General features: G+C 58.1%; 10 protein-coding genes. 5 read left to right on the top strand and 5 right to left on the bottom strand.

Annotated features, from left to right (window positions below; translation table 11 throughout):
• Complete coding sequence (locus TU84_RS01185) at nt 1-402, top strand: helix-turn-helix domain-containing protein (RefSeq protein WP_048366670.1); 402 nt, start codon at nt 1-3, stop codon at nt 400-402.
• Here TU84_RS01185 and TU84_RS01180 read toward each other — a convergent pair.
• A complete protein-coding gene (locus tag TU84_RS01180) occupies nt 395-664 on the bottom strand; it encodes a DUF3077 domain-containing protein (protein ID WP_048366669.1) in 270 nt (89 codons plus the stop codon). The genes TU84_RS01185 and TU84_RS01180 overlap by 8 nt on opposite strands.
• A gap of 421 nt (nt 665-1,085) precedes the next feature.
• On the opposite strand from TU84_RS01180, the gene TU84_RS01175 reads away from it, so the two are divergent.
• From TU84_RS01175 to TU84_RS01170, 3 genes are all read left to right on the top strand, one after another.
• Entirely contained in the window at nt 1,086-1,469 is a 384-nt protein-coding gene (locus TU84_RS01175) for an Rpo12/RPC10 RNA polymerase subunit family protein (RefSeq protein WP_048366668.1), read from the top strand.
• Between the two features lie 3 nt (nt 1,470-1,472).
• Complete coding sequence (locus TU84_RS25975) at nt 1,473-1,901, top strand: hypothetical protein (protein ID WP_148070715.1); 429 nt, start codon at nt 1,473-1,475, stop codon at nt 1,899-1,901.
• 262 nt (nt 1,902-2,163) lie between these two features.
• Nucleotides 2,164-2,565 (top strand): hypothetical protein, encoded by a 402-nt coding sequence (locus tag TU84_RS01170; protein WP_048366667.1) that lies wholly within the window; start codon nt 2,164-2,166, stop codon nt 2,563-2,565.
• A 105-nt stretch (nt 2,566-2,670) separates the two neighbouring features.
• Here TU84_RS01170 and selO read toward each other — a convergent pair whose 3' ends face one another.
• The 3 genes from selO to TU84_RS01155 form a co-directional block, all read right to left on the bottom strand.
• A complete protein-coding gene (gene selO / locus TU84_RS01165) occupies nt 2,671-4,134 on the bottom strand; it encodes a protein adenylyltransferase SelO (RefSeq protein ID WP_048366666.1) in 1,464 nt (487 codons plus the stop codon).
• Nucleotides 4,135-4,255: 121 nt separating this feature from the next.
• A complete protein-coding gene (gene mscK / locus TU84_RS01160; RefSeq protein WP_048366665.1) occupies nt 4,256-7,582 on the bottom strand; it encodes a mechanosensitive channel MscK in 3,327 nt (1,108 codons plus the stop codon).
• A 35-nt stretch (nt 7,583-7,617) separates the two neighbouring features.
• Nucleotides 7,618-9,360 (bottom strand): potassium/proton antiporter, encoded by a 1,743-nt coding sequence (locus TU84_RS01155; protein WP_048366664.1) that lies wholly within the window; start codon nt 9,358-9,360, stop codon nt 7,618-7,620.
• A 281-nt stretch (nt 9,361-9,641) separates the two neighbouring features.
• Between TU84_RS01155 and TU84_RS01150 the strand changes: the two genes are divergently transcribed.
• Nucleotides 9,642-10,088: a hypothetical protein gene (locus TU84_RS01150; protein WP_048366957.1), complete on the top strand. Its 447-nt coding sequence runs from the start codon at nt 9,642-9,644 to the stop codon at nt 10,086-10,088.
• Between the two features lie 95 nt (nt 10,089-10,183).
• On the opposite strand, the gene putA is transcribed toward TU84_RS01150, so the two are convergent.
• Complete coding sequence (putA, locus tag TU84_RS01145; protein WP_048366663.1) at nt 10,184-14,137, bottom strand: trifunctional transcriptional regulator/proline dehydrogenase/L-glutamate gamma-semialdehyde dehydrogenase; 3,954 nt, start codon at nt 14,135-14,137, stop codon at nt 10,184-10,186.
• Between the last annotated feature and the right edge of the window lie 459 nt (nt 14,138-14,596).

The raw sequence follows: 14,596 nt of genomic DNA, 5'->3' as shown, positions 1-14,596 counted from the left end.
ATGAATGCACTGATCGAACAGGCTGCCCAGCATTGGCAGTTCGTTTCGCCACTGTTGCGAAAACCTAAAAATGAAGCGGATTACGACCAGTTGGTCGAAGCCCTTGATGAACTGACCGACCGCATTGGCGACGATGAAAGCCACCCGCTCATGAGCCTGGTAGACATCATCGGTGATTGGGTCGAAGCCTATGACCTTGAGCATCGGCCGATGCCCAAGGTCAGTGGTGTAGATGTGCTGCGCTCAGTGATGCAAGAGCATGGGCTGAACCAGAGTGATCTGCCGGGCGTGGGCACGCAGTCGGTGGTATCCGAAATCCTCAGCGGCAAGCGTCAGCTCAACGTGCGGCAAATTCGCTGGCTGGCAGATCACTTTAAAGTGCCGGTAGAAATGTTTATTTGAGGGTGTCGGCCTGCAATACGCTGTCCAGCGTGGCATCCACCAGGCCTTTGCTCATTTCCACCAGTTGCAAGCTGGCAAACGTCAGGCTGTGGCTGGTTTGAGGGCTGGCGACCTGACTTTCGGCGCACAGAACCGTGGCGCTGCTGAGTAACTGGGCTGCCAGTTCCAGCGCGAGTTTGATGGGGATACCGGCGTTAACGCTGAACAGGCAATCGCCGGTCAGGCTGTGGCCGAAAGGGGTTTGATGAGTGATCAGGGGCATGGGTTAACTCCACTAAAAGTGCGCGAACGAATTTCTAGACTATGCGTTCCACTATGAAGAGCCCGACCGTCAAACCGGATCACGAATGTGTCGTGACGTCGGCGAGGATAGGGGCTGGCGCACAGAGGGTCAATCGGCTGGAAGGTAGTCCGCTTCCCTGACTTCAGACGAATACGTCTCTCGCAGTGCTAAAAGAATGTGCAAGGCTGGGCTCATACCTATGAGTGGCGCTATTAAGAACTCGATAAATAAACGAAAAATCTTACGTATGTTTATCTTAGGGCCGACATTACTTCACACACTATCCCTCTATTCTCCTACGCCTGTGATTTAAGCCTCTTTCACTGTTCGAAAGAAGATGCTCGGACTTGAGTATTCAGTCTGGTGATTAATTTGGCGTGTCTAAATAAAGGAGTTGTTAATGGCAATGTCTCAGGAAGCCCATTTTCGCTGTGTGCACTGTAAGAACGATTTTGAGCTAACGACTGAGCAGGTAGATGCTTTTATGGAGTCCGGTAAGGTGGCATGCCCACGATGCTCGCATGGCTTGGTTTTCAAAGAGCATGACCTGGCCAAGTTGGTTGCGGTAAAAAGCAAAAATAGACGGCGGATTTTAATGTTTGGTTGTTTAACCATTGGCTTGCCGTTGCTCAATATATGGGTCCTGTTGCAATGGGGCAGCGGCTTGGCCTTTTTGAGCTCTTTTCTCACCTTTTTAGTGTTGGTATCTGCCGTGCCAGCGTTGAAGGATGTTTCATTTGTGCGGCTTGATTTAGAGCCAGAAAATCCAGTTGGGCAGGGCTGAATAATGACCCGGCAAGTAGATCAAGAGCCAGAAACAGAGCTGCTGAAGTTTAGCTATGCGGACTTCAAATGTTGTGCGTGTAAACGGCAGATCAGCATAAGCCTAGAAGAATCTTTTTTATTGGCGAATGATAACTCTATAAAGTGCCCTTTTTGTCAGGTGTCTGTTAAAGCGGGGGCCTATGATCAAGCAGATTTGAGAAACGTTCATAAAAGCCTCAGCGGTAGCGGAGGATTTATTGTTCCTTTTGCGACAGTGTGGTTTTCAGTTTCTCTGATGGTTGCCCTGTTTGTTAATACACAAATTTCTGTTTTGATGACCAGTGTCGGGCTATTGATTTCATACACGTTAAATAAAAGTACGCCCGTCACTATTGATGTCGCTATACAGCTTGATCCCGTCGAATCAACGTGCAAGACAGAGCGCTCGTGAACGATTATAAATTATTAATAAAATAAGTATGCATTTCCTCCCCATCCTCATTTTTTGGTTGTGGGCTTTGCGTGAACCAATGGGGTCAGTTTTCTTGCCTGCGTAATACGGATGTCTGATATTTATTTCTACAAAAGTACATGAGAGAAATAAATATTAAGTGTATGTGTCACTAAAAAAGCTTAGTCGGCATGAAATGAAACGTCGCTATCGCAGGTTGTGGCGTTTTTAACATAAATAACTAATAAAAGGTTGGCAAATAATGGCCGCTGTCGAAGGAGGAAGTGACCCGCTGTTACAGGAGTGTGCGGAGTTCACGTTTAAGTGTGTTGGGTGTGCGGCTGAGCAGAAATTTAATCATCAGCGTGTTTATGATCTGGCGAAAGGTCAGTGCGTTAATTGTGCCGCTTGTGATGTGCGGCTTGAGGCGAGCGTGGGTGATCAAACGTATATGACTAAGTACATGGATAGGCAGGCAAATTACGGCAAGAGTATGCTGGTGTTCTGTTTGTTATGGTTTGCTAATAACCTTCTTGTGTTAATTATTTATGGTTCGCAAGAGGCCGGTTTGATGTCACTTGCCGGTATTGTTATTGCTGCTGGTATTAACTTTTGTAAGGACGGGCCTGCGTTTTTTAATTTGGAACTCGCTGCTGGGGATTGATTCTGCCCTTGTGCAGGGTTATTCGATCAAATCGTGCATGTCTCGCGACTTTTTTAAGATCAAAAGATCGCGAGACAAGCTCGCTCCTACACGGTTGTGGGCGTTTTAAGAGGAGCAGCTGATCTCTAGGTGCTTGCCCCACTCGGGTGGGCGTTCGGCGTAGGGTTGCATGCCCGGTTGTTCGGTGAACGGTTGGGTCAGGACGCTGTGCAAGCGCCGTACTTCGCTGTAATCACCGGCCTCGGCAGCGTCGATGGCTTTTTGTGCCAGGTAGTTGCGCAGGATGTACAGCGGGTTGACCGCGTGCATGCGTTCACGGCGCTGCTGTTGGTCTGGCTCGCCGTCGCGGGCCACGCGGGCGAGGTATTGCGCGGCCCATTCGTCAAAGCCCTTGAGGTCGATAAAGTCGTCGCGCAGGCGGGCAACCGCGTGTTCTGCCGGTTCGTCGCCCAGGCGACGGAAGAACAGGGTGTAGTCGATGGCGCTGCCTTGCATGCGTTGCAACAGGTCTTCGATCAGTTTTTGATCACCGTCTTCGGCGGTGGTCAGGCCCAGGCGGCGGCGCATCAGGTCGAGGTAGTGCGCCTGGTACAGCGGCAAGAACAAGCCCAATGTTTCACGCAGGGCGTCAACGCTGATAAACGGTGTCAGTGCCTGGGCCAGGGCGCTGAGGTTCCACTGGCCAATGGGCACCTGGTTGCTGAAGGAGTAGCGCCCCTGGTGGTCGGAATGGTTGCAGATGAACTGCGCGTCGAAGTCGTCGAGGAAGGCGAACGGGCCGAAGTCGAAGGTAATGCCCAGGATCGACATGTTGTCGGTGTTCATCACGCCGTGACAAAACCCGTAGGCCTGCCATTTGGCGATCAGTTCAGCGTTGCGCTCGACGATTTCGCGGAACATCGCCAGATGGGGCTCCGGCTGCTCCAGGCATTCAGGGTAGTGCAGGGCCAGCACGTGGTCGGCCAGTTGCTTTAGCTGTTCCGGGCGTTTGGTGTAGTAAAAGTATTCAAAGTGCCCGAAGCGGATATGGCTGTGCGCCAGGCGCAGCACCATGGCGCCGCGTTCTTGTTTTTCACGCCACACCGGGGTGTCGGAGCCGATCACGCAAAGGGCGCGACTGGTGGGAATACCCAGCGCGTGCAGGGCTTCGCTGGCGAGAAACTCGCGGATCGATGAGCGCAGCACCGCACGGCCATCGCCCATGCGCGAGTAGGGCGTCATGCCGGCGCCTTTGAGGTGCAGGTCCCAATGCTCGCCCGCCTGGTTGTAGACTTCGCCCAGCAACAGCCCGCGGCCATCGCCCAGTTGCGGGTTGTACGAGCCGAACTGGTGGCCGGAATAGATCATCGCCCGTGGCTCGGCATCGGCCCATAAGGTATGCCCGCCAAACAGTTGGGCAAACACCGGGTCGTGGGCCACGGCCGGGTCCAGGTCGAGCAAGGCCATTGCCGCATCGCTGGCGACCACCAGCCGTGGTGCGTCGAGCGGGTCGGGCAGCACGTGGGTTGAAAACGCGTCACCCAGGCGGGCGAAACGGTTGTCAAAGGTCAGTTCGTCGAGGGCTTTCAATGGCCGTCTCCAGCAAAATGTGAGGGTAAACACCCTGTGTAGGAGCGAGCTTGCCTCGCGATCTTTTAAATATCAAAAGATCGCGAGGCGAGCTCACTCCTACAGACGTTTAGGCGTCCTGTTAGTCGGGCTTACCCGGCAGGGGCTTTTGTTCCGGCGTTGGCAGGTCCATGGGCACCAGTTTGTATTCCTGGTTGCTGGTGTTCTTGAGGTACACCTCCATCTGCTGGAACGAGATGTTGATGTTGTGTGCCTTGAACTCGCGGTTGATAAAGCGGTTCACTTCGTCGATCACCGGGTTGCGGTCGCCCAGGTCACGCACGTGCATGCGCAGTTCGTGGTCCAGCGTGCTTTGCCCGAAGCTCAAGAAATACACATGCGGCTCGGGCTCTTTGAGCACGCGGGGGTTTTCTTGCGCGGCCTTGAGCAGCAGGCTCTTGACCAGGTCCAGGTCAGAGCCGTAATCAACGCCCAGCTTGAGGGTCACGCGGGTGATGGTGTCGGTCAGCGACCAGTTGATCAATTGCCCGGTGATAAAGGTTTTGTTCGGGACAATGATGTCTTTGCGGTCGAAGTCGGTGATGGTGGTCGCGCGGATGCGGATCTTGCTCACGGTACCCGACAGGTTGCCGATGGTGATGGTGTCGCCAATGCGCACCGGGCGCTCGAAGAGGATCATGATGCCGGAGATAAAGTTGGCGAAGATCTCCTGCATCCCGAAGCCCAGGCCCACCGAGAGTGCCGCCACCAGCCATTGCAGCTTGTCCCAGCTCACGCCCAGGGTTGAGAGCGTGGCGACAAAGCCGACGCCGATGATCACGTAGGTCAGCAGCGTGGTGGTGGCGTAGGCGCTGCCTTGCGCCAGGTCTAGCCGTGACAGCACCAGCACTTCCAGCAAGCCGGGCAAGTTGCGCGCGAGGGCAATGCTGATGCCGACGATGATCAGCGCGCCCAACACGTCACCAATGCTGATGGGCACCATGCTCATGTTGGCGCCGGTACCGCTGGTGTATTCGTACAGCGTGATGTTGTCGAGGTAGGAAAAGACCGAAATCAAGTCGGCCCAGACCCAATACAGCACCCCGATAAAGGCCGCGAGCAAGGCCAGACGAATCAGGCGCAGCGATTGCTGGTTGACCTGTTCGATGTCCAGTGTCGGCTCTTCAACGATGGCGTCGTTGCCTTCCCCGGCTTCTTTGGCCGCCTGGCGCTTGGCCAAAGCCCGCTGGTAGGCCAGCCGCCGTGCCGCGACCGAGAGGCCGCGCACAAAGGTGGCTTCAACCACCAGCCAGAGCATCAGCAGGTACAGGGTGTTAATAAGTCGGTCGCTGAGTTTGAGCGCGGTGTAGTAGTAGCCAAAACACACTGCCACAAACAGTGCGAGGGGCAGCAGGGCGAACGCGAAACCGAGCAGCTTGCGCACGCGGTAGGCTTTTTTCTCGGTCTGGTCGTTGAGAATCAGGCGGCACAGCAGCCACGCCATGGTGGCGTAGCACGTCAACACCACGAGGATGCCCAGCACGTCGTCTGCCAGCGCCGCCGGTTGCTGTTCGGCAAAGGCGACCACGGCCACCAGTGCCAGCACCACCAGGCCGAGCCTGCGGATCCAGTTTTGCAGGAAGGCAACCAGCGGTTTCTCCCAGCGAAAATGCAGTTCGGCCACGCCGCCCGGCGCCAGAATCCGGTAGGCGGTGTAGAACACCAGCCAGGCTTCGGCCATTTGCATCAAGGCTGCGCCAGTGTTGGCGTTCATGCCGCGGGCATCGGTTTGCAAGGCGTACCCGCACAGGGCCAGGGCCAGTGAAACCGGCATCGCCAGCAAGATGTTGATGAGGATCGCCAGCGGCGTGTGCCACTGGCTGTCGCGCTTGAAGTGGCCAATGTCCTTATGGATATCGTTGAGCTTGTTGTACAGGTAGCGGCGCTTCCACAGCAGGGCGATCATCACCAGCACAAACGGCAAAAACAGCAGCGGCCGCTGAATCAGGCCTTCTGCCAGTTCGGTGACGCTGGAACCCCACGGCAGGGTGACGAGTTGTTGCTTGAGGTGGCGCGGGGCCGATTCCAGCCAGTCCAGATCTAGCGGCTTGTTGCTGGGGATCCAGAACATCTGCTCATCCAGCGTCGCCCGCAGGCCCTGCGCGGTGCTGAGCAGTTGCTTCTGGTTCAGTTGCAGGTTGATCGACTCGCTGAGCAGCGAGCTGAGTTCGCGGTTCAAACGGTCCAACAGGTCGCTGCGGGTGTTGACCAGTTCGAGCAGAGTTTTGCGCAGTTGCGGCGTCACCTGGTCGGCGGGCTGGGTCGACAGCAAGTTATCAACATAGGCAATCGGGTTGCTGATCAGCTCGCGCTGTTGGTTGATCTCAAATTGGTACAAGCGGATATCGGCGATTTCATCGGCCAGGTTCTTGTCCATCTTTTGCAGGCGCGGCAGCGCTTGTTTCTGCTGGTAGAGGATTTTGGACAGCAGCAAGCTGCCCCGCAGAACGTTGATTTGCTCATCCAGCGCTTGGTCACTTTGGGTGACGTTGTCCAGCTGCTGCTTGGTTTCAAGGTTCTGCTGGGTGACCACGTTGAGCCGGTCGGTGCTGCGTAACAGGTAATCGGAGAGCCGCAGGTTGGTCGCGCTTTCGGTGGCCAGCAAGCTGCTGCTACCAGATTTTTGCGCCTCAATCGATTGTTCGGTCACGGTCTGTTGCGACTGGGCCAGACGCTTCTTGTTGATCAGGGTCTGCAGGTCCTGGATTTCCTGATCCTGGCGCGTGGTTTTTTCCAGCAGCAGGTCGTGCTGGCTGCCGCTCAGGTCTTGCAGTTGGCTGTTGCCGGCCAGCTCCTGACGGCGCAGCGCGATCAACGCGGTGAGCGCTGCCGATTCGGCACTGAGCTGGTTGCGTTGATCGGTGGTGAGCACTTTGCCGTTGTCGCGGCCGACTTTGAGGATGTTGCCGATCTGCTGAATGCGGGTCTGGCTGTTGCTGATTTCGGCCTGAGCGCGCTCGGGGCGGGTCTGGGCGGCGATGCTCTGGGTGTTGGCGCTGGCCAGGGCTTTTTGCAGCTCACCTTGCTCGGTGGTGCGGTCGGCGAGCATTTGTTCCAGTTGCTGCACCGACAGCGTGGCGTAGCGCTGCTCGATGGGCACCACTTTGCTGGCCTTGAGGCGCGCCAGTTCGCGCTGGTTATCGATGGTTTGGCGCGGGGCACTGTGGAGCTGGTCTTTAACCTCGATCAGGCGCTGCTCGTAGTCGCTTTTGTTGGCCAGAAAGCTCAAGGTCTGCTCGAGCACCGTCTGCAAGGCTTTCTGGTCGGCGTCGGGTAGCTTGCGGTCGGCTATTTTGTCCAGGCTGAGCTGCACGGCCTCGGCCGAAGGCGGGTCACCCGCGTAAACCGGGCCAACGGAAAGGCTCAGGCCGAGCAGGACTGTTGCGAAGAACGTGCGCAGAGTTGGCATAGAATCCGGTCAAGCAAGCGTAGGAAATTTGGAGTTTAGAGGAACAACCCCGGTCCCGGGGCACTTCCTTCGGGGAATCTGACGCCCACTTTGCCTATCTTGTTCCCGTCCATGACCGCGACGGTCCAGATGGTGTTGTTCCACTCGACCTGGTCGCCGACAACCGGCGCGCCGCCGACTTTTTGCGCAATAAAGCTGCTGAGCGGAGTGTCCGGGCTGATGCCATCGAGCTTCAGGCCGTAAAGTGCCGAGACGGCGCCCAGTTGGGCATCGCCTTCGAGTACAAAGTCGCCGAAAAAACGCAGGTCCAGCCCGCGAGTTGGCGGCTGGCTGAACAGTTTGCCCAGGGCGGGCAAGTTGTGTTCATGGCCGATCACACAGAGCAAATCGCCGATTTCCAGCGTGGTGCTACCCGACGGGTGGAGCAGCGTCTGGTCGCGGAACAAGGCGGCGATACGCGTGCCTTCGGGCATTTTCAGTTCGCGCAGGGCCGCGCCGATGCACCAGTTTTGTGCGTCCAGCCGATAAACGAACAGCTCCCACTCGCTGGTCACGTGTACTTCCAGGGCCGAGCGAGAGATAGGCGCGAGGTCTGGCGGTACGGTGACCTTGAGCAGCTTGGCGACCCACGGCAGGCTCGTGCCCTGTACCAAAAGGGACACCAGCACGATAAAGAAGGCGAGGTTGAAATACAGCTGTGCGTTCGGCAATCCTGCCATAAGCGGGAACACCGCCAGAATGATCGGCACCGCGCCGCGCAGGCCGACCCACGAAATAAAGGCTTTTTCGCGCCCGTGGAAGGCCTTGAACGGCAGCAGGCCGACGAATACCGACAGCGGGCGGGCGAACAGAATCATCCACAGGGCCAGAAGCAGCGCGGGTACCGCGATAGGCAGCAGGTCGTGTGGTGTCACCAGCAAGCCCAGCACCAGGAACATGCCGATCTGCGCCAGCCAGGCCATGCCGTCAAGCATGTGCAAAATGCCGTGGCGGCTGCGGATCGGGCTGTTGCCCAGCACCAGACCGCACAGGTACACCGCCAAAAAGCCGCTGCCGTGCAGGGCGTTGGTCAAGGCAAACACCACCAGCCCACCAGCGATCACCAGAATCGGGTACAGGCCGTTGGCCAAGTGGATACGGTTAACCATTTGCAGCATCAACCAGCCACCGGCCAGGCCGACAATGGCGCCGATGCCGAACTCGCGCAGCAAATCCAGGAGCAGGCTGGCATGCAGCGTGGTTTCGCCGCTGGCAAGCATGTCGATCAAGGTGACGGTGAGGAACACCGCCATCGGGTCGTTGCTCCCGGATTCGATCTCAAGGCTGGCCGAGACCCGCTCGTTCAAGCCTTTGCCGCCCAGCAGCGAGAACACCGCCGCGGCATCGGTGGAGCCGACAATCGCGCCGATCAACAGGCCCTGAATCAAATTGAGGTTAAACAGCCAGGCCGCCACCAGACCGGTCAGCCCGGTGGTGATCATCACCCCCACGGTGGCCAGCGAGAGGGCAGGCCATAACGCCACGCGGAAACTGGAGACCCGCGTGCGCAAGCCGCCGTCGAGCAAAATCACCGCCAGGGCGAGGTTGCCCACCAGATAGGCGGTAGGGTAGTTGTCAAAAATAATACCGCCGCCATCGACACCGGCGGCCATGCCCACGGCCAGGATAATCACCAGAATCGGGATGCCCAGGCGTGAAGACAAAGAACTGACCAGAATACTTGCGCCTACCAGCAACGCGCCGATCAAGAACAGGCTGTTGATGGTCGTCGCATTCAAAGGCAGTACTCCATAAAAAACAGAAAAGACAGGGCGTACCCATGCAGGCTACGTGCCAGCGATTCTAACCTGCGTTATTGGCGCGCTGTCAAAAAGCTTTTCAGGGTTGCTTGGCCGTGGATGAAACACGTGCTGCGAAGTGTTCTGTAGTCCATTGCCGCCTTGTCTCTGTTGAGTGACGGAGGAAATGGCTTTTTCTTACAAGAGAAATGGAGCCGGCCTGCATTTTAATGTTAGGCAAATTGTGTCTACTCACGGCTCTGTTTAGCCATGGACACGTCATGAAGCCCACAATTGCGACTGATGACAGGCCCGGTGCGTTGTACACCGTGGCAATTCCGCACTTCCTGCTGCTGTATGTACTGACATGCGGTTGTTACTTGTTCTATTGGTCTTACCGCAACTGGGCCTTTTACAAAGCCCACTCCGGCGCTGCGATTACACCGGTGATACGCGGCCTGCTCTGGCCTTTTTTTGTCCTGGAGCTGTTCGACAAAGTCCAAAACGCTCTGGACAGAGCGCAGCAACCTCATCGCTGGTACCCCGAAAGCCGGGCGTTATTGATCATGCTGCTGGTGATGCTCTCGGTGCTGCTGTTTACCTTCCCTGATCGGCCGTTGGGCATGGTGTGCGTCTATGTGGCCGAGGCTGTTTTGATTGCCATTAGCGGCTATCTGTTTATGGGGGCTCAGCGGGCGATCAATTTGTTGAGTGGCGATACGCAGTAGCTGTTTGGTTCAGCTTCAACACGTGACGTTGGCGTTTTTGGGGCACAAAAAAACCGGGCACCCTCACAGGTGCCCGGTTTTTTGTAGCTCGGCGTTTAACCGATGGTCATCAAGCTCGCGTTACCGCCCGCAGCAGCGGTGTTGACGCTCAGTGCGCGTTCGATCACCAGGCGTTCCAGGGCGATGTTGGTTTCGCCTTGAGACAACCCTTGCACGCCGACAATGGCGCCTGCACGTTTGGCCACGTGCTGGCACACCTCGCGCAGTTGATCGCTGTCGCCGTGGTGCAGGACCGCGTCGAAAACAACGTCGTCCTTGGTCCAGTCCGCTACGCGCTTGATGCGCGCTTGCACCTCTTTTGGCAGACGGGCAAACAGGGCTTTGCCCAGATCGCTGTCCGGCAGTACCGCCGAGCTGCCCACGGCCAGTACGCCAGCCAGTTGGGTCAGCAGGTCGCTTTCAGTGTCGGCCAGGCACAGCACGTGTTCGCGCGGCAAGATGGCGTAGCTGTTGCGTTCGCCGGTCGGGCCGTTGAGCAGGCGGGTGATGCCGCTTTGCGAGTGGGCGGCGAATTCGCTGCACAGCTCGGCCAGCGCCGTTTGTTGATTGCTTTGTGCCCAGGTTTGCAGGGCGTTGAGCGGCTTGCTCAGCGCTTCGCGGGCTTGGGTGTCTGGCGCGCTGATGGCGTCGACTTTGGCGAACGATTGCTCGATGGCATCGCTTGGGCGAGTCGACAGCAGGCGGAACAGGTACAGCGGGCCACCGGCTTTCGGGCCGGTACCCGACAAACCTTCGCCACCGAACGGCTGTACGCCGACCACGGCACCGACGATGTTGCGGTTGACGTAAACGTTACCGGCGTTGACGTTGTTGACCACTTTGGCAATGGTTTCGTCGATGCGGGTATGCACGCCCAGGGTCAGGCCGTAGCCCGATGCGTTGATCTGGGCGATCAACTGGTCGATGTCTTTGCGCTTGTAGCGCACCACGTGCAGAACCGGGCCGAAGATTTCGCGTTCCAGTTCGTCGAAGCTTTCCAGCTCGATCAGGGTCGGCATCACGAAGGTGCCGCGCTTAGATTCTTCGATGTCGGCAATGGCCATCTGGAACACGTTGCGGCCTTTGTCGCGCATGCCCTGGATGTGTTTCTCGATCCCGGCCTTGGCTTCGGCATCAATCACCGGGCCAATGTCCACGCTCAAGCGCTCCGGGTTGCCCATGCGCGATTCGGCCATGGCACCTTTGAGCATTTCGATGACGCGGTCTGCCGAATCTTCCTGCAAGCACAGCACGCGCAGTGCCGAGCAGCGCTGACCGGCGCTGTCGAATGCCGAGGACACCACGTCGATGACCACTTGTTCGGTCAGGGCCGAGGAGTCGACGATCATGGCGTTCTGGCCGCCGGTTTCAGCGATCAGCGGGATCGGGCGGCCTTGAGCGTCCAGACGGCCGGCGATGTTGCGTTGCAGCAGGCGAGCGACTTCGGTAGAGCCAGTAAACATTACACCTTTGACCCGATCGTCACCGACCAGACGTGCGCCCACGGTTTCGCCACGGCCTGGCAGCAGTTGCAGCACGCCTTCTGGAATACCCGCTTCCAGCAGGATGCGCACGGCCTGAGCGGCCACCAGCGGTGTTTGTTCGGCAGGTTTGGCCAGTACCGGGTTACCGGCGGCCAGCGCTGCGGCTACTTGGCCACTGAAAATCGCCAGCGGGAAGTTCCATGGGCTGATGCACACCACAGGGCCCAGCGGGCGGTGGGCGTCGTTGGTCAGGTCATTGCGCGCCTGCACGGCGTAGTAGCGCAGGAAGTCGACCGCTTCGCGGACTTCGGCAATGGCGTTGGCGTAGGTCTTGCCAGCTTCGCGGGCCAGCAGGCCCATCAGCGGCTGGATCTCGGCTTCCATCTGGTCGGCGGCGCGTTCCAGGATGGCGGCACGCTCGGTCGGCGGGGTGGCCTGCCAGATCGGCGCGACGTTCAGCGCGCACTGGATCGCGTTGTCTGCGTCTTCAACCGTGGCTTCTTGCACATAGCCGACCACATCGCGCAGGTCGGCCGGGTTGAGTACCGCGGCCGGGACTTGGGTGCTGGAGGTGCAACCGAGCATCGGCGCGGCTTTCCAGTCGTTGTGAGCCGTGGCCAGCAGGGCGCAGGACAACGATGCCAGACGGTGTTCGTTGGCCATGTCGATGCCGCTGGAGTTGGCGCGTTCGCTGCCATACAAGTCACGCGGCAACGGAATGCGCGGGTGCGGCAAGCCGAAGCTGCCTTCGGCCGTGGCCATTTGCTCGATCTGGCTGACAGGGTCGGCCACCAACTGGTGAATCGAGATCGAATGGTCGGCAATGCGGTTAACAAACGAGGTGTTCGCGCCGTTTTCCAGCAGGCGACGCACCAGGTAAGCCAGCAAGGTTTCGTGGGTGCCGACCGGAGCGTACACACGGCACGGACGGTTCAGCTTGCCTTCGGAAATCTTGCCTACAACTTGTTCGTACAGCGGTTCACCCATGCCGTGCAGGCATTGGAACTCGTACTGGCCCGGGTAGTAGTTCTGACCGGCGATGTGGTAAATGGCCGACAAAGTGTGGGCGTTGTGCGTGGCGAACTGCGGGTAGATCGCTTCGGGGACGGCCAGCAGTTTTTTCGCGCAGGCAACGTAGGACACGTCGGTGTACACCTTGCGGGTGTACACCGGATAACCTTCCAGGCCTTCGACTTGGGCGCGCTTGATTTCGCTGTCCCAGTAGGCGCCTTTCACCAGGCGGATCATCAGGCGGTGACGGCTGCGGCGGGCCAGATCGATCACGTAGTCGATCACGTACGGGCAGCGCTTCTGGTAAGCCTGGATGACGAAACCGATGCCGTTCCAGCCGCTCAGCTCTGGCTCAAAGCACAGGCGCTCGAGCAGGTCGAGGGACAGTTCCAGGCGGTCAGCTTCTTCGGCGTCGATGTTGAGGCCGATGTCATATTTCTTGGCCAGCAGGGTCAGCGACAGCAGGCGCGGGTACAGCTCGTCCATCACGCGCTCGTATTGGGCACGGCTGTAACGCGGGTGCAGGGCCGACAACTTGATCGAAATGCCCGGGCCTTCATAAATGCCACGGCCGTTGGAGGCTTTGCCGATCGAGTGGATGGCTTGTTCGTACGAGGCGAGGTACTTCTGCGCGTCATGTTCGGTCAGTGCGGCTTCGCCGAGCATGTCGTAGGAATAACGGAAGCCCTTGGCTTCAAAGCGCGTGGCGTTGGCCAGTGCTTCGGCGATGGTTTCGCCGGTCACAAACTGCTCGCCCATCAGGCGCATGGCCATGTCGACGCCCTTGCGGATCATCGGCTCGCCGCTCTTGCCGATGATGCGGCTCAGGGAGGAGGTCAGGCCTGCTTCGTTGTGCGTCGACACCAGTTTGCCGGTCAGCAACAGGCCCCAGGTGGCGGCGTTGACGAACAGCGACGGGCTGTTGCCCAAGTGCGGGTGCCAATTGCCGGTGCTGATTTTGTCGCGGATCAGGGCGTCACGGGTGCCTTTGTCCGGGATGCGTAGCAGCGCTTCGGCCAGGCACATCAGGGCCACGCCTTCCTGGGACGACAGCGAGAACTCTTGCAGCAGGCCTTGCACGATACCGGCACGGCCACCGGCGCTCTTTTGATTGCGCAGTTTTTCGGCAATCGAGGCGGCCAGGGTCTGGGTGGCTTCGGCCATCGGTGCAGACAGACGTGCCTGCTCCAACAGCATCGGCACCACTTCGGGTTCCGGGCGGCGGTAAGCCGAGGTAATGGCTGCGCGCAGGACTGATTGCGGCAAGATGCTTTCGGCAAATTCCAGGAAGCATTGGTGGGTGTGATCGGTGTTGGTGTCATCAGCGTCATCGCTGGTGCCAGCTGGCACACCGTTCAACTCCGCCAGGGTTGCACCACCCTCGAGTTTTTCCAGGTAATTGAAAATTGCCTGTTTGATCAGCCAGTGTGGCGTGCGATCAATCGAGGCCGCGGCAGCCTTCAGGCGCTCGCGGGTTGGGTCATCGAGTTTGACCCCAAGGGTGGTGGTAGCCATTTTTTTATCCTCATGGGTGCCACATGGGCGCGGCAGCAGCTGGCGGCAAGATTAGCGCTGCGCTGAATTGGGTGCAACTAGGTGCAACCCGGTTTCATCAGAATTTTTTTCCTCACCTGTCGGGGCGAGCTTGCCTCGCAATTGGGTGATGTTTTAAAAGATCGCGAGGCAAGCTCGCTCCTACAGGGAATGTGGGGTTTTCGATTGATACGGGGCGCTTTTGCGTCGAAAAAGAAGCGAAAGGCGCGACAAGGTGCAACTGACAAGACAGAAATTGGTTGCACCTGATTTGCGTTGTTGCATAGCATTCGCGACTTAGGTGTGACCCTTTGAACCCACAAGGTTCTACGGCTGACGATTTTCCTGGAGAAGCGTCCGTCATAAATGCGCAGCCTGGTTAACCGTCTCAGACAAAACGTTTGTGAATGTGCGGCCAGGCGGCCGTCAACGATAAAAACA

This window comes from Pseudomonas helleri (assembly GCF_001043025.1).
Classification (GTDB): Bacteria; Pseudomonadota; Gammaproteobacteria; order Pseudomonadales; family Pseudomonadaceae; genus Aquipseudomonas; species Aquipseudomonas helleri.
Note: the sequence above shows the minus strand (reverse complement) of the source record. Positions and strands in the feature narration are given on the sequence as shown.